Source organism: Hydrogenophaga luteola (genome assembly GCF_042648585.1).
GTDB lineage: Bacteria > Pseudomonadota > Gammaproteobacteria > Burkholderiales > Burkholderiaceae_C > Hydrogenophaga > Hydrogenophaga luteola.
On record NZ_JBHRXX010000007.1, the window covers coordinates 445459 to 461492 of the forward strand.

A 16034-nucleotide genomic window follows, 5' to 3' on the forward strand; every position below is an offset into this window, starting at 1 on the left:
CTGTTGTTCACGGTTCCACTGGCCGTCGCCGCGCGTGGCGCACCACGCCCTGTGCATCGAACTCGATGATCGCCTCGTGGCGGTCCACCGCCGACTGCCCCAGCTCAACCAGATCGGCGAGGTCGCCAATGACCGGGATCAGGCTGATCGCCATGGGAACGCGGATGCCTGGCGCCTGGTAGACCCAGACCGTGCGCTCGTCGTCCTGGTGGGTTTCATCGGGTCGACCGAGCCGCTGCGCCACCTCTGGCTGACGGGTGGCACCGATCTGTACCTCAAAGTCCGCACCTTTGCCGATCTGCACGCGCGAAGGATGTCCGCTGCTGGGTCGCGGGTGTCCGGCCACCTCGCGCACCGCCTGGGCCACCGCATCGGGTCGCTCGGTCTGGATGTGGTGGCCGCTGTCCCACAGCGGGTCGATGGCGGCCACGCCGGTGAGCGTCTTCCAGTCGTTCTGCAGTGCTTGCAAGGTCGGGGCCAGGTCTTTCTCCATGTCTTTGTATCGCCGGCTGACCAGCAGGCGGCTGGGTGCATGCAGCGCTTGCCGCTGGTCCAGCCCTTTCAGGCAGTCCGTTTGCTGACCGAATTCGTTGCGCAGCGCCTGGCTCCGCTGCATCTTCACCATGCCCTGCAGGGCGGTGGCCAGCAGCGGGCGCTCAGCCTGCAGCATCGCCCAGTGGCGCGGGTGCGTCGGGTCAAGCAACACGAAGCCGGCCACGTCCTGCGGGTACAGGCGCGCATAGACGTACTGGTGCAGTCCCCCGAGCGAATGGCCGACCAGCACATAGGGCGGCTTCAAACCGGCAGACCGCAGCGCTTCTCGCGTGTCGGTCGCGATGGTGCAGGGGTCGCGCGGTCGGTCGGTGTCGGGCTGGTCACCGTAGCCGGGACGGTCGAAGCTGAAGACGGTGAAGTCCTTCGCCAGTTCGTCGCCCACGGCCTGCCAGGTGTTGCGGGACATGCCGTAGCCGGAGGCCAGCACCACGATGGGCTGTCCTTGGCCCTGGATCTCGTGCGCCGGACCGGGCGACTTCGGGCCGGAGGCGCATGCCACCAAGGCCAGCGGAATCGACAGCAACAGGCTACCTGCCGAAGTTCTTGTGCCGCTCATTCGCCGCCCTCCCGAACGAAACGCATGCCGCTGTGCATGAGCACCACCTGGGCGCCTTCCTGTCCAGCGAGCACCGTGTCGCCGCGCCCGCGCCCCATGCCACGGATGATGGCCTGTTGGTCGTCCACTGGTGCCAGAGCCACACGGGTGCTGTCCGCACCGGCGTCGACCTCGACCTGCAGCAGGCCAGCCTCTTCGAACAGGCGGACTGACTTGAACTGCTCGGCGAGAAACGGGTCGTTGCCGGCATAGCGGTAGCGGCCGAGGCGTTGGCGCCAGCTGTCGGCGATGGGCACCGGGTCCAGCCGTGTGCCCAGCAGGGCGAAGCGCCCCTTGCGGCGCACCAGCAACCAGGTCTGACGGTCGGGAGTGTCGTGCCGGGTGAAGGCCACCTCCCCGAGGCGGCCGAGATTCACCGGGAACAGGCCGAGCAGGCGGTATCGAAGGCGGGCATAGCCATCCCCATCGCTTACCAGATCCAGCTGTTTGCCCTTCGACGAGGCGCTGGTTGTGGCCCCTTCTGACTTGATGTGGACCACGCCCAGCGGTGTGTCGTAGTGACCTGCGAGGCGACTCAGCGCCACCGGTGGATGGACCTTGTCCTGGCCTTGCTTCAGCGGGCGCACCGGGTCAATGCCGGTCCGGGCCATGGCCATCAAAGCCATGGCCTTGAGGGCGGTTTCCTGCGCGAGTTCGCCCGCAGTGACCGCGCTGGACATCACTGCAACGGCCAGCTTCAGCTGGGGCAGCAGCATCAGCTGGGCATGGTGGTGGGGCGTGCCGCCGGCGTGCCACAGCAGGGGGCCGACACCGTCCAGTTCTTCGTTCAGCACATGCCAACCAAGCCCCACGCTGGCCGGGTCGCTCAGTGACGGGTGGGAGGGGGCGTTCTGCATGGCGCCCAGCGAGGTTGGGGTGAGGATCTGGTGGCCGGTCATGCGCCCGTCGGAAAACCACAGGCGCGCGAGTTGCAGCAGGTCGATCACGGTGGCGTTCAGGCCACCCGCAGGCATGTCGCGCAGCCCTGGTTCGGGCTCGACCTTGCCTTTGGCGTCGAGCGCCACCGCGGCGTGCGGGCCCGTGGGCGGCGCGATGGCAAAACTGGAATCGATCATGCCCATGGGCTCCAGCAGCCGGGCCTGCATCCAGCGGGCGAAGGGTTCGCCGGTGAGATGTTCGATGGCAGCGCCCAGCAGCGAGAAGCCCAGATTGCAATAGGCCTGAACCTCGCCAGGCGGGAAGGCGAGGTGCTCCTCGCGCAGCGCCAGAACCAGGGCCGACAGCGACTGAGGGTCATCGGTCCACATGCCCTGCGCGCGGTCAGACGGCAGGCCGGAGCGGTGCTGCAGGATCTGGCGCACGGTCACCGGGCGGGCGCCTGTGAAGCGGCTGCGGATGCGGAACGCCGGCAGCGCCTCGCTCAAGGGCGCGTCCAGGTCGAGCCGCCCCTGTTCGGCCAGCTGCATGGCCGCCATGGTGGTGAACACCTTGGAGATCGAGCCGGCGCGGTAGCGGGTGCGCGCGGTCGCGGGAATCGCTTTGGACGGGTCGGCCTGCCCGTAGCCGGCGGACCAGGCCAGCTGCTGTCCGTCGAGCACGGCCACACTCAGGTTGGCCGGTGGGTGCCGGCGCATCTGCTGCTGCACCCAGGCGTCGAGCTGGCCGAGCGCCGCGGCGGTGTCGCCCTGGCGGATGGGCGGGACGGGCGACGGGCGCGTGGCGCAGCCGGGCAGGGCGGCGGCGCCCAGGGCGATGGCCAGGCCCTTGAGGGCGGTGCGTCGTGGTGGAACGGTCATGGTGTGCGGACTCCCTGAGTTGGCGATGTGCGCAGCCTAGCGGCCCAGCCTTTAGCGAAGCCAAAGCTTGGCTGGCTAGACTGCCGCCATGCATGTGCTGCTGTTTGAAGACGACCTCGACCTGGGCCAGGCCATCGTGAACGCCCTCCGGCAGGAAGGGCTGTCGGTCCTCTGGCACCGCACGGCCGAGGGGGCGCAAGGGCTGGAGACCACGGGCATCGACGCCGTGCTGCTGGACCTGGGGCTGCCGCGGGTGGACGGCATGGATTTGTTGCGCGGCTGGCGCAGGGCCGGCTGGTTGGTGCCCGTCATGGTGATCTCGGCCCGCGCGGAGTTGCCGCAACGTCTGGCGGGTCTGGACGAGGGGGCCGACGACTACCTGCCCAAACCCTTTGCCATGGCCGAACTGATTTCGCGCCTGCGTGCGCTGCACCGGCGGCAGGCGCGCCAGGCCAGCGAGCGCTGGCGCATCGGGACGCTGGAGATCGCGCCCAGGGACAACCGCGTCTGGGTCGATGGTGAGCCGGTGGAGCTGTCCGGCCGGGAGTTCCAGTTGCTCGAAGCCCTGGCGCGCAGCCCGGACGCGGTGGTGTCCAAGAGCGCCCTGGGCCGGCGTCTGCAGCCGCTGGGCGATCCCCTGGAGGGCAGCGTGATCGAGGTCCACATGTCCAACCTGCGCCGAAAGATCGGCGCGCACCGCATCCGCACGCTGCGCGGTGTGGGTTACCAACTGATCGCATGAAACACTGGCTGGGGCCGTCCCTGCTGCGGCGCACCGTGCTCGCATTGCTGGCCGCGCTGTTGCTGGTCTGGGTGGTGCTGTCGCTCAAGGACTTCCTGACTTTCAAGCAGGACGTGCGGGACCGCGAGTCGTTCGGCAAGATTGCCCAGGCGACGCTCAACGCCCTGCAGGGCATGGACGCAGCGCAGGCCCGGGTGGCCCTGCTGGCGGCCGACCGGCAGTACAACGAGCTGCGCCGCAATGCCGAGAACGCCGCGCCTGGTTCGTTGCTGTTTCAGCTTCGGTCGGCCGATGGATCGGTGGTTTACGAGTCCGTGGCTGGCGCGCCGTTTCCTGATGCAAGCGGCGCCAGTCCGTCGGGAGAAATCGAACACAAGGGAACACGCTACTGGGTCATGACGCAGGAAGACGCGCGCTGGCGCTTGGTGGTGTGGGTGCCGGTGGTGAGCGACGCCACTGCCATGGCCCTGATCGGCCAGGACATCCTGGGCTACCTGCTGGTGGCCTTGCCGTTTGTCGTGCTGCCGATGGCCTTGGCGGTGTGGCTGGGGTTGCGGCCCTTGCGCTCGCTGACGCGCCAGATTGCGCGCCGGCGCCCCGACGATCTGACGCCCTTGGAGGAGCCGACCGGCTATGTGGAACTGGCGCCGCTGGTCGATGCGGCCAATGTGCTGCTGGAGCGTTCGCGCCACCAGCGGGCGTTGGAGCAGTCCTTTGTGCAGGACGCCGCACACGAGCTCAAGACACCGCTGGCCGTGGTGGCGGCGCAGGCCCACGTGCTGGCCCATGCGCGCGACGAAGCCCAACGCCAAGCGGCGCAGCGGGCGTTGGAACAGGGTGTGCAGCGCGCCTCGCACCAGGTCAACCAGTTGCTCATGCTGGCGGCGCTGGAGCATGCGGCGCACCAGCCACCGCAGGCGGTCGATCTGGTCGAGATGGCGCGCGAGACGCTCATCGAGCTTGAGCCCCTCGCCACGGGTCGGGGGAGCACCCTGGCCCTGCAGTCACCCGACGAGATGATGGAAACCGTGGACGCTGACGCCCTGCGGCTGGTGCTGGTGAACCTGGTGCGCAACGCCATCCAGCACGGCGTGGATGGTGGTTCGGTCGAGGTGTCGCTGGTCCACCAGGGTGGCCGGGTGACCCTGGCGGTGGCCGACGACGGCCCCGGTATTCCGGCCCACGAACGCCTCCTGGTGTTTGATCGCTTCTACCGCTCCGGTTCGTCCGGATCAAAAGGCAGTGGCCTGGGGCTTGCGATCGTGCAGCGGGCCGCGCAGAGACTGAACGCCCAGGTGTCCATTGCCGACCGGCCCGGCGGGCAGGGAACTGTGTTCATGGTGACGTGGCCTGCGGCGGCCTGAACCTCGTCCGGTGTTCCATTCCTGAACATTCGCGGTCCCACCGCGCGTGGCATGGAACTTGTTGGAGGATGGCTCCTTCCCGGAGACAAGACATGACCCCACGCCCCACCTTCACCCTGCGGCGCCTGAACGCCGCGCTGCTCATGACCCTGGCCGGCACGGCCGGCGCCCAGACCCTGCAGGAGGTCGTCGTCAGCGCCTCTCGGCAGGAGCAGCTGAGCTTCGACGCGCCGGCTTCGGTGCAGGCCGTCGGCCAGGACGCCATCGAGGTGGCTGGTCCGCGCGTCAACTTGTCGGAGGTGATGACCCGGGTGCCTGGCATCACGGTGCTCAACCGCCAGAACTACGCGCAGGATCTGCAACTCTCGATCCGCGGTTCGGGCTCGCGTTCGCCGTTCGGCATCCGCGGCGCAAGGCTCATCGTCGACGGCATTCCCGCCACCATGCCCGACGGGCAGGGCCAGGCCTCGACCATCAGCCTGCCCTCGGCGCAGCGCATCGAGGTGCTGCGCGGCCCGCTGGCCCAGCTCTACGGCAACTCGGCCGGCGGCGTGCTGCAGGTGGTCACCGCTGACGGCCCGGCCAGACCCGAAGTGCGTTTCAGTGTCGACGCCGGCTCCGACCAGCTGCGCCGCTATGGCCTGCAGGCCGCGGGGCAGAGCGGTTCGCTGAACTACGTGATCGACCACAGCGACTTCTCCACCGACGGCTGGCGCACCAACAGCGCGGCCAAACGCAAGCACACCAACGCCAAGCTGCGCTGGGCGGCCAGCGAGCAGACGAAATTCACCCTGGTGGCCAACGTCTTCGACCAGCCCGAATCGGGCGACCCGCTGGGCCTGACGCGCGAGCAGTTCCAGGCCAACCCGCGCCAGGCGGTGGCGAACGCCACGCTGTACAAGGCCGGCAAGGACGTGTCGCAGAACCAGGTCGGCCTGGTGGCCGATCACAAGCTCGACGACCGCAGCGAACTCTCGGCGCGGGTCTACGCGGGCGAGCGCGATCTGGACAACCGGCTCTCGATCCCGCTGGTCGCGCAGACCTCGCCCACGGCGGCCGGCGGCGTGGTGCAGCTGGACCGCAGTTACAGCGGCACCGGCCTGCGCTACGCGCGGCGCATTGCAGCCGGTGAAGGCGAGGTTCGGTTGAGCGCGGGGGTGGATGTGGAGCGCATGAGTGAGCGCCGCCGCGGCTTCATCAACAACCTGGGCGAGCAAGGCGAGCTCAAGCGCGACGAGGACGACAGCGTCGACAGCACGGGCCTCTACACCCAGGCCGACTGGTCGATCAACGAAGGCTGGAGCGCGGTGGCCGGTCTGCGCGCCAACCGCGTGAGGTTCCGGGTGCAGGACTTCTTCGTGCGTCCCGGCAACCCCGACGACAGCGGCCGTGTGCGCTTCAACGCCACCAACCCGGTGATCGGCCTCACCCGCCACCTCAGCGCCGACACCAACGTCTACGCCAACGTGGGCCGCGGCTTCGAGACGCCGACGCTGACCGAGATCGCCTACACCGCCGACGGCAGCGGACCCAACCTGAACCTCAAGTCCGCGCGCAGCACGCACGTGGAGCTGGGCCTGAAGGCGAAGCTGGGCGAAGGCCAGCGCCTCGATGCGGCGCTGTTCCACATCGGCACCCGCGACGAGATCGTGGTGGCTTCCAGCAGCGGCGGGCGCACGGTCTACACCAACGCCGGTAAGACCAGTCGCTCGGGCATCGAGCTGGCGCACAGCGCGCAGTGGAGCCCCGAGTGGCGCACGCACCTGGCGTTTTCCACGCTGAACGCGCGCTTCGACCAGGCCTTCACCAGCAGCAGCGGCGCCACCGTGGCCAAGGGCAACCGCATCCCCGGCACGATGAACCGCTCGCTGTTCGGCGAGGTCGCCTGGCAGCCGCGCGCCTGGCCCGGCTTCACCGCCGCGCTGGAGGCGCTGCACCGCGGCTCGATGGTGGTGGACGACGTGAACAGCGACCGCACCGACGCGGCCACGCTGTTCAACCTGCGCCTGGGCTGGGAGCAGAAGCTCGGCGCGTGGACGCTCAAGGAGTACGTGCGCGTCGACAACCTGGCCGACAAGGCCACCATCGGCTCGGTGATCGCCAACGACGGTAACCGCCGCTTCTTCGAGCCGGCACCGGGCCGGCAGTGGGGCTTGGGCGTGACCGTCGGCTACGCCTTCTAGGCCGGGCGGGGCTTACAGCCCCGGCTTCTGCAAGGCCTTGAGCACTTCCGTCTGAAAGTCCGGGCCGTCGGCGGCGGCCATGAAGGTGTCGATGCTGCCGTCGAAGCGCACCGTGCCCTGGTGCAGCAGCAGCAGCCGGTCGGCGGTCTTCACCTCTTCGATCAGGTGCGTCGCCCAGAGCACGGCCAGGCCCTGCTCGCTGCACAGGCCGCGCACCGTGTCCAGCAGCTGCTGGCGCGAGGCCGGGTCCAGGCCCACCGTGGCCTCGTCCATCAGCAGCAGGCGCGGCCGGTGCAGCAGGGCGCGCACCAGTTCCACCTTGCGCCGCGTGCCGCCCGAGAGGCTGCGCACCACGGCCTTGGCCTGGTCCTGCAGCCCGATGGCAGCCAGCTGCATGGCTATGCGCTCGCGCGCCGTCTTGCGCGGGATGCCGTGCAGGTCGGTGTGGAAGAGCAGGTTGGCCATCACCGTCAGGTCCAGGTCGAGTGCGCTTTGCTGGAACACCACGCCCAGGCCTGCGAGCGCGCGTGCCGGGTGGGCGCGCATGTCGTGGCCGAGCACGGTGATGGCGCCCTGGTCGGGTGTGAACAGGCCGGTGAGCAGCTGCAGCAGGGTGGACTTGCCGGCGCCGTTGGGGCCGAGCAGGGCCACCATCTCGCCGGGCCTCAGCGACAGGCTCACGCCCTTGAGGGCGGGTTTGTCGTTGTAGGCCTTGTGCAGACCTTCGGCCTTCAGCACGGTGTCGGAGGCGAGGGCGGTGTGTTCGGTCATGAGGCGGGTTTGGCCAGCAGGTTCATGCGCGCGAGCAGCTTCTTCTCGCGCTCGACGGTGGCGAGCACGGCCTGGCGGTAGTCGCGCGTGCCCAGGTAATCCAGCGACTGATCGTACCGGGCGAGCGCACTGGCGTGGCGTTCGCTGAACATGGCCTTGTGGAACACGTCGTGCAGTTTCTGCACCACGGCGGGCGGCGTGGCGGCCGGCGCGGCCAGGCCCCAGGGCGAGGTGTAGACCGCCTGCGGGTAGCCCAGCTCGCGCATGGTGGGCGCATCGGGCCAGCGCGGGTTGCGCGCGGCGTTGAAGGTGGCGAGCACGCGCATCTGGCCTTTCTCGACCCAGGGCGCGAAGCCGGTGGAGTTGACGCCGGCCATGATCTGCGCACCGGCGATGGCCAGCATCTGGTCGGCCGTGCCCTTGTACGGCACGTGCACGTACTTCACGTTGTGCTGCAGCAGGATTTCTTCCATCGCCAGGTGGGCGGTGGTGCCGATGCCGGTGGAGCCCATGATCAGCTCGCCGGGGTGTTTGATCGCCCAGTCGATCAGCTCGGTGGCCGACTTGAACGGACTGCTGGCCGGCACCAGCAGGCCGAAGCTCACGCCCGAGACCTGCAGGATGGGCGCGAGGTCGGTCACCGGGTCCCAGGGCACGTGGTTCATCAGCGCGTGGCGGTAGACGGTGATCGGCACCTGGCCGATGGTGTGGCCGTCCGGCTCGGCCGCCTTCAGCGCGGGCGCCACCAGCGTGCCGGCCGCGCCGGGCTTGTTGACCACCAGCACCGGCTGGCCCAGCAGCGGCTCGGCCTCTTCGCAGAGGATGCGGATCGTCAGGTCGGTCTGTCCGCCCGCGGGCCAGGGCACGATGAGCTGCAGCGGCTTGGATGGAAAGGGCGCCTGGGCCCGCGCCATCGGCGCGGCGGATGCCATGGCCAGCGCGCCCGCCTGGCACAGGAAGTCGCGGCGCGTCGGGCGCCGGGCCGGGGGTGTGTCACGGCTCAGGGTTATCCCTGTGTCATTTTTGAACGCTGGGAACAGCGGTGTGTGTCTCATGGCGTGGCCTGATAGTCTCCTGTCCCTCGGAGAGCCCTCGGGACGGGGCATCTTCAGGCAAATTCTGTTCCCGCAACAGTCCATGGCGCACTGGCACCGAATTTGCAGAAGCACCGCGCGCCCGAGGCGGGCATCGCCCGGTCGCCGACCTGTTGACAACATCAAGGAGACAAAGACATGGCCCTTAGTGCCGCCGCATTCCGCCGTTCCCGGCCCCTGACAGCGGCCCTGTGCGCCGCTGGCGCCTCGCTCGCCTTCGGCCTGCCGGCCCACGCCGAGAGCAAGGTCTACGTGTCCAGCGAGAAGGACAACAAGCTCTACGTGTTCAACACCGCGGGCGAACGCCAGGGCGCCATCGACGTGTGCAAGCGCCCGCGCGATATGTCGTTCAACGCGGATGGCTCGCAGATCTACGTGGTCTGCGGCGACAGCAATGCGATGGGCGTGGTGGATGTGGCGGGCGGCAAGCTGGCCGGCACCGTGCCGCTGGGCGAGAGTCCCGAGATGTTCGACCTCAGCCCCGACGGCAAGACCGCCTACGTGTCGGTGGAAGACGACAGCGTGCTGGGTGCCTACGACATCGCCACCAAGAAGGCGCTGTTCGAAGTGAAGACCGGTGGCGAGCCCGAGGGCGTGCTGGTCACGCCCGACGGGAAGACGGCCTATGTCACGTCCGAAGTGGCCAACGTGGTCCATGTGATCGACCTGGGCACGAAGAAGGTCACGAAGAACATCAAGGTTGGCAAGCGCCCGCGCCGCTTCGTGATGTCCCCCGACGGCAGCGAGCTGTGGGTCACCAACGAGCTCGATGCCACCGTGAGCGTGGTCGACACCAAGGCCCACACCGAGAAGCAGAAGATCAAGTTCACCGTCAAGGGCATGCGCGACGCCGACATCACCCCCGTGGGCATGGCCATCAGCCCCGACGGCAAGAGCATGTGGGTGGGCCTGGGCCGAGCCAACCACGTGGCCGAGGTGGACGTGGCGAGCAAGGCGGTGAAGAACCAGATCCTGGTGGGCAAGCGGGCCTGGGGCCTGGGCTTCACGCCCGACGGCAAGACGCTGTTCGTGGCCAACGGCCTGTCGGACGACATGACGCTGATCGACACGGCGTCGGGCAAGGCACTGAAGACGGTGCCGGCAGGCCGAGTTCCACATACGGTTCTCGTGAGCAAATGACGTTGCATCCGAGCAGACCTTTGCGTGCCCTGCTGGGCGCGCTGGCTCTGGCGGCGGCGCTGCCGTCGTTCGCCGCCACCAAGGTCACCATCGCGGTGGTGTCGCTGGACGGTGACCCGCGCCACGCGCCGCGCCGCATGGAGAAGGCCTACCCCGGCCATCCGACCGGGCGCGCCATCGACGGGGTACAGCTCGCGGCCGAAGACTCGGCATTTGAACTGGACGCCGCCGGCATCGCGCTGGAGGTCAAGGACGTGGTGCTGCCGAACGCGGGGGGGCTGACCAAAGCGCTGGCCGAGCTGAAGGCCGCCAAGGTGCAGCACGTGGTGGCCGACCTGCCGGCCGCCGAGTTGCGTGCGCTGGTGCAGGCGGCGCCGGCCGCGCTGGGTGGCGCCATCGTGTTCAACGCCGCGGCCGACGACGACGCGCTGCGCGGCGCGCAGTGCGCGGCCCACCTGCTGCACACCATCCCCAGCCGCGCGATGCTGAGCGATGCGCTGGCGCAGTACCTGGCCGCGCGCAACTGGCGCAAGGCGCTGGTGCTGCAGGGGCCTTTGCCGGGCGATGCGCCCATGCTGGAGGCCTTCAACCGCGCGGCCAAACGCTACGGCATCAAGGCCACGTCCACCAAACCCTTCAAGCTGACTGGCGACCCGCGCGAGCGCGACCTGGGCAATGTGCGCCTTCTGACCGGCAGCGACCGCGAGCACGAGGTGGTGGCGGTGCTCGACAGCGACGGCGAGTTCGCGCGCACCGTGCCCTACGCCACACAACTGCCGCGGCCGGTGGTGGGCGCCAATGGTCTGGTGGCTGTGCCCTGGCACCCGCTGTGGGAGCGCAACGGCGGCCCGCAGCTCTCGCGCCGTTTTGCCAAGGAGCACAAACGACCGATGACTGGCCACGACTGGGCCGCCTGGATCGCGGGCCGTGCGGTGGCCACGGTACTGGTCGATTTGCCCAAGGCGCCCGTGGCCCAGCAGCTCAAGGCCCTGCGCGGCGGGCCGGTGGCGGTGGACGGCTTCAAGGGGCCGCGCCTGTCGTTCCGCGCCTGGGACGGGCAGCTGCGCCAGCCGATCTTCCTCAGCCATGTGGACGGCGTGATCGGCGTGGCCCCGCTGGACGGCGTGTTGCACCCCAAGGAAGTCATGGACACACTGGGTGTCGACGAAGCGGAAAGCGCATGCAAGCAGCGACCCTGAACACCCCCGACCCGGCGCCCGCCCTGTTGCCGCACCTGCTGCGCGCCCTGCGGGCGGTGGTGGGCCGCGAGATCGGCCGCTTCCTGCGCCAGCCCTCGCGCCTGGGCTCGGCCCTGGTGCGGCCGCTCTTGTGGTTCGTGGTGTTTTCCGCGGGCTTCCACAACGTGTTCGGTGTGGCCATTGCGCCGCCCTACGAGACCTACGTCGAATACAAGGAATACATGGTGCCCGGCCTGCTGGGCATGGTGGCGCTGTTCAACGGCATGCAGAGCTCGCTCTCGATGGTCTACGACCGCGAGATGGGTGTGATGCGCCTGCTGCTGACCGCGCCGCTGGCGCGCGGCTGGCTGCTGGCCTTCAAGCTGCTGGCGGGCACGGCCCTTTCGGTGCTGCAGATGGTGGTGTTCCTGGCCATCGCCTGGGCCTTTGGCGTGGAGCTGCCGCTGCTGCACCTGCCGGCCGCGCTGCTGGCCATGGTGTGTGGCGCGGTGATGCTGGCCTCGGTGGGGCTGGTGCTGTCGGTCTACGTGAAGCAGCTGGAGAACTTCGCCGGCACGATGAACTTCGTGATCTTCCCGATGTTCTTCATCAGCCCCGCGCTGTACCCGCTGTGGAAGCTCGAAGAGTCGGGCGCCTGGTGGCTGCTCAAGCTGGCGCAGGCCAACCCCTTCACCCATGCGGTCGAGGCGATCCGCTTTGCGATGTACGGGCAGTTCCATGGCACCGCGTGGGCCGTGGTGCTGGGCTGCACGGTGGTGTTTTTCGCCGCGGCGCTGTGGGGCTACGACCCGCAGCGCGGCTCGATCAGCAAGAAGCCTGGCGGTTGAGCCAGGCCCGGAGACCCAGTCATGCGCCTTGCTTCCAACCGCCGCCAATGGTTGCTGTCGACCGCAGCGCTGATCGGAGGGTCTGCGCTGGCGCAGGAAGACCAGACCGGCGGCGATCCGCTGGGCTCCATGCAGTACCCCAGCCTGCGCGAGCAGACCATTGGAAAGGCCACGGCGACGTTCAGCGAAGCGGTGATCGTCAAGGGGCCGGCCTTCGCCGACGACGCGATGAATGTGCCGCTGCTGGTGGATGCGCGGGGTCTGTCCGCTGTCGGGGGCGGGGTGGTGCGCATCCGGGTGTCGGTGGACCGCAACCCGGTGCGCCAGGTGCTGGACTTCGAACCCCTGCAGGCGCTGCCGATGCTGGCCTTCCGCATCCGCATGGAGCAGGCCTCGCCGGTGCGCGCCTTCGTGCAGACCAGGGACGGCCAGTGGCACGTGGGCAGTACCTGGGTGCAGGCGGCGGGCGGCGGCTGCACGGTGCCGGGCATCACGCGCGCCGACGGCTCCTGGAGCAAGACACTGGGCCAGGTGCAGGCGCGCTTCTTCAACAACGTGATCGAGGGCAGCCGCCGCCTGCGGCTGCGCGTGATGCACCCGATGGACACCGGCCTGGTGGCCGGCATCCCGGCCTTCTACATTGAGCAGATGGAGCTGCAGGACCCGGGTGGCCAGCCCTGGTGGCGCATCGCGCTGCACGAGCCGGTGTCGGAGAACCCGCTCATCACCTTCGAGCTGCCGCCGCAGTCGCCACCGGCGTTCCGCCTGCTCGGCCGCGACAACAACGGCAACCGCATCGACGCCGAGGTGAGGGCATGAGGCGCCTGGGCGTGGTCACGCTGTGGACGCTGGCGGCAACCGCGGCATTGGCGCAGCCGGTAGCCGTGCCTCCGTTCGCCTCCAAGCCCGACCTGGCGCGGCTGGACTACGACCTGAAGCCACGCCCCATCGCGCCCGGCACTTGGGTGATCGAGGGCGAGGTGGCCGACTTCTCGCGTGCCAACGGCTGCAACATCATCAACACTGCCTTCATTGACACCGGCGACGGTGTGGTGGTGATCAACACCGGCCCCTCGCGGCTGTACGGCGAGCAGCAGCGGCGCGCCATCGAACGGGTCACGAAAGCGCCGGTGCGCAAGGTGCTGCAGCTGAACCTGCACCCCGACTATTTCTTCGGCCACCAGGCCTGGGCCGACCGGCCGACCGAGGCGCTGACGGGCACCATCGCCGGCGCGCGCGCCGAGGGCGGCGCCTACGCCGACAACCTCTACCGGCTCTGCGGCGACTGGATGCGCGGCACCGAGTCCACGCCGTCGCGCGAGGCCATCGACCCCAAGAACCTGCCGCAGACACTGTCACTCGGAACGCACAAGCTGGCGCTGATGCGCCTGCACGGCCACACCGCCGACGATCTGGTGGTGCTGGACGTGACCACCGGTGTGCTCTTCGCCGGGGGCCTGGTGTTCACCGAGCGCGTGCCGACCACGCCGCACGCAGACTTCGCCGCCTGGCTGGCCAGTCTGGACATGCTGGAGCGGTTGATTGCCAGCGGCCAGGCGAAAACCGTGGTGCCCAGCCACGGCCCGGTGCACGAGGGGCTGGCCGGACTGCGCCAGACACGCGACTGGCTGCAGTGGCTCACGAACCTGATGCAGACCTCGGCCGAGCGTGGCCTGGACCTGGGCGAGGTGCTGCGCACGCCGGTGCCCGAGCGCTTCGCGAAGTGGGCCGCGCAGCCTGCGGAACTGCAGCGCTCGCTGACCCAGTGGTACCCGCGCTACGAGCAGCGCGTGCTCGCTGCGCCGCAGCGGTGACACATTTTTGAACAGTGTCACAGAGGTGTCCCGGCCACTGTGGCGCGGTTGGCGCAGTTGAGGCCTTCGAGGACCTCTCCCGGGCCCTCCAGCGCGCTCAAACGTCGGTGTAAACCCTAGTCCTTTTGGGGGCAGCCCGCTGGCACAGATGTTGCCCTTTCCAGCCTGTGATGTGTACGCCAGGCACCGGAGGGTCGGAGCCACGAGCGGTCCGGCGGCACCCACCACAGAAAAGCCATCAACCCCCGAACGAGCAGGAGACCCACAGTGAAACGCACCCTACTGAGCCTTTTGGTCATGGCCGCCACGGCCCACGTCAGCGCCCAGGGCGTGACCGACGCCATGATCGCCAACGACGCCGCGACACCCGACAACGTCCTGAGCTGGGGCCTGGGCACGCAAGGCCAGCGCCACTCCACCCTGACGGGCATCAACGCCAAAAACATCAACAAGCTGGTCCCGGTGTGGTCCATGTCTTTCGGCGGCGAGAAGCAGCGCGGCCAGCAGAGCCAGCCGCTGGTGCACAAGGGCAAGATGTTCGTCACCGCCTCCTACTCGCGCATCTACGCGGTGGACAGCAAGACCGGCAAGAAACTCTGGAAGTACGAGCACCGCCTGCCCGAGGGCATCATGCCCTGCTGCGACGTGATCAACCGCGGCGCCGCGCTCTACGACAACCTGGTCATCTTCGGCACGCTGGACGCCCAGCTCGTGGCCCTGGACCAGGACACCGGCAAGGTGGTCTGGCGCGAGAAGATCGACGACTACTCTGCGGGCTACAGCTACACCGCGGCCCCGCTGATCGCCGAAGGCCTGCTGATGACCGGCGTGTCCGGCGGTGAGTTCGGTGTGGTCGGCCGCGTGGAAGCGCGCGATCCCAAGACCGGCAAGATGGTCTGGACGCGCCCGGTGGTCGAAGGCCACATGGGTTACAAGGACGGCAAGGAAAACGGCATCACCGGCACCACCAACGCCACCTGGCCGGGTGAGACCTGGAAGACCGGCGGCGCGGCCACCTGGCTGGGCGGCACCTACGATCCCAAGACCGGCCTGGCCTACTTCGGCACCGGCAACCCCGGCCCGTGGAACAGCCATGTGCGCAAGGGCGACAACCTCTACTCCGCCTCCACCGTCGCCATCGACGTGAAGACCGGCCAGATCAAGTGGCACTACCAGTCCACCCCCAACGACGGCTGGGACTACGACGGCGTGAACGAGTTCGTGACCTTCGACATGGACGGCAAGCGCGTCGGTGCCAAGGCCGACCGCAACGGCTTCTTCTATGTGAACGACGCCGAGACCGGCAAGCTGCTCAACGCGTTCCCCTTCGTGAAGAAGGTGACCTGGGCCACCGGCATCGACCTCAAGACAGGCCGTCCGAACTACGACCCCGCCAACCGCCCGGGTGACCCGACCGCCGCCGGTGGAGACGGCACCAAGGGCAAGGCGGTCTTCTCTGCTCCGGGCTTCCTGGGTGGCAAGAACCAGATGCCCATGGCCTACAGCCCCAAGACCGGCCTGTTCTACGTGCCCACCAACGAATGGGGCATGGAGATCTGGAACGAACCCATCACCTACAAGAAGGGCGCGGCCTACCTGGGCGCCGGCTTCACCATCAAGCCGCTGTTCGACGACCACATCGGTTCGCTGCGCGCCATCGATCCGAAGACCGGCAAGGTGGCCTGGGAAGTCAAGAACGAGGCCCCGCTCTGGGGTGGCGTGCTGACCGCGGGTGACCTGGTGTTCTGGGGCACGCCCGAGGGCTACCTGAAGGCCGCCGATGCCAAGACCGGCAAGGTGGTGTGGCAGTTCCAGACCGGCTCTGGTGTGGTGGCGCCTCCCATCACCTGGACGCAGGACGGCGAGCAGTACATCTCAGTCGTCTCCGGCTGGGGTGGTGCGGTGCCGCTGTGGGGTGGTGAAGTAGCCAAGAAGGTCAACTTCCTGGAGCAGGGCGGCTCGGTCTGGACCTTTAAGGTGATGAAGTGACCCC

13 protein-coding genes are annotated in these 16034 nt (G+C 68.7%); 9 read left to right on the forward strand and 4 right to left on the reverse strand.

What is annotated here, in order from left to right:
- Positions 1–7 precede the first annotated feature (7 nt).
- On the reverse strand, positions 8–1111 hold the full coding sequence (locus ACFOPI_RS16845) for an alpha/beta fold hydrolase (RefSeq protein WP_382176220.1): 1104 nt from the start codon (positions 1109–1111) through the stop codon (positions 8–10).
- Positions 1108–2907 carry a serine hydrolase domain-containing protein gene (locus ACFOPI_RS16850; protein WP_382176223.1) on the reverse strand — a complete coding sequence of 600 codons (1800 nt, stop codon included), beginning with the start codon at positions 2905–2907 and terminating at the stop codon, positions 1108–1110. The genes ACFOPI_RS16845 and ACFOPI_RS16850 overlap by 4 nt, the downstream gene beginning before the upstream one ends.
- Before the next feature lie 88 nt (positions 2908–2995).
- On the opposite strand from ACFOPI_RS16850, the gene ACFOPI_RS16855 reads away from it, so the two are divergent.
- The 3 genes from ACFOPI_RS16855 to ACFOPI_RS16865 all read left to right on the forward strand — a co-directional run bounded on the left by ACFOPI_RS16855 (position 2996) and on the right by ACFOPI_RS16865 (position 7196).
- Positions 2996–3649 carry a response regulator gene (locus tag ACFOPI_RS16855; protein WP_382176225.1) on the forward strand — a complete coding sequence of 218 codons (654 nt, stop codon included), beginning with the start codon at positions 2996–2998 and terminating at the stop codon, positions 3647–3649.
- Positions 3646–5013, forward strand: a complete 1368-nt coding sequence (locus ACFOPI_RS16860; protein ID WP_382176228.1) for a sensor histidine kinase — start codon at positions 3646–3648, stop codon at positions 5011–5013. The genes ACFOPI_RS16855 and ACFOPI_RS16860 overlap by 4 nt, the downstream gene beginning before the upstream one ends.
- A 92-nt stretch (positions 5014–5105) precedes the next feature.
- The gene (locus ACFOPI_RS16865) at positions 5106–7196 is read left to right on the forward strand and encodes a TonB-dependent receptor family protein (RefSeq protein WP_382176231.1); all 2091 of its coding nucleotides are present in this window, start codon (positions 5106–5108) and stop codon (positions 7194–7196) included.
- Positions 7197–7208: 12 nt separating this feature from the next.
- On the opposite strand, the gene ACFOPI_RS16870 is transcribed toward ACFOPI_RS16865, so the two are convergent.
- Both ACFOPI_RS16870 and ACFOPI_RS16875 read right to left on the reverse strand, forming a co-directional pair.
- Complete coding sequence (locus ACFOPI_RS16870; protein ID WP_382176234.1) at positions 7209–7967, reverse strand: ABC transporter ATP-binding protein; 759 nt, start codon at positions 7965–7967, stop codon at positions 7209–7211.
- Complete coding sequence (locus tag ACFOPI_RS16875) at positions 7964–8899, reverse strand: tripartite tricarboxylate transporter substrate binding protein (protein WP_382176236.1); 936 nt, start codon at positions 8897–8899, stop codon at positions 7964–7966. Before ACFOPI_RS16875 ends, ACFOPI_RS16870 begins: the two co-directional genes overlap by 4 nt.
- Before the next feature lie 300 nt (positions 8900–9199).
- On the opposite strand from ACFOPI_RS16875, the gene ACFOPI_RS16880 reads away from it, so the two are divergent.
- The 6 genes from ACFOPI_RS16880 (at position 9200) to ACFOPI_RS16905 (ending at position 16030) form a co-directional block, all read left to right on the forward strand.
- Entirely contained in the window at positions 9200–10201 is a 1002-nt protein-coding gene (locus tag ACFOPI_RS16880) for a PQQ-dependent catabolism-associated beta-propeller protein (RefSeq protein ID WP_382176239.1), read from the forward strand.
- Positions 10198–11400, forward strand: a complete 1203-nt coding sequence (locus ACFOPI_RS16885) for a branched-chain amino acid ABC transporter substrate-binding protein (RefSeq protein ID WP_382176241.1) — start codon at positions 10198–10200, stop codon at positions 11398–11400. The genes ACFOPI_RS16880 and ACFOPI_RS16885 overlap by 4 nt, the downstream gene beginning before the upstream one ends.
- A complete protein-coding gene (locus tag ACFOPI_RS16890; RefSeq protein ID WP_382176244.1) occupies positions 11382–12227 on the forward strand; it encodes an ABC transporter permease in 846 nt (281 codons plus the stop codon). Before ACFOPI_RS16885 ends, ACFOPI_RS16890 begins: the two co-directional genes overlap by 19 nt.
- A gap of 21 nt (positions 12228–12248) precedes the next feature.
- Entirely contained in the window at positions 12249–13046 is a 798-nt protein-coding gene (locus tag ACFOPI_RS16895) for a quinoprotein dehydrogenase-associated SoxYZ-like carrier (RefSeq protein ID WP_382176246.1), read from the forward strand.
- Complete coding sequence (locus ACFOPI_RS16900; RefSeq protein ID WP_382176249.1) at positions 13043–14041, forward strand: quinoprotein relay system zinc metallohydrolase 1; 999 nt, start codon at positions 13043–13045, stop codon at positions 14039–14041. Before ACFOPI_RS16895 ends, ACFOPI_RS16900 begins: the two co-directional genes overlap by 4 nt.
- Before the next feature lie 297 nt (positions 14042–14338).
- Positions 14339–16030, forward strand: a complete 1692-nt coding sequence (locus ACFOPI_RS16905; protein ID WP_382177208.1) for a PQQ-dependent methanol/ethanol family dehydrogenase — start codon at positions 14339–14341, stop codon at positions 16028–16030.
- Positions 16031–16034: the final 4 nt, after the last annotated feature.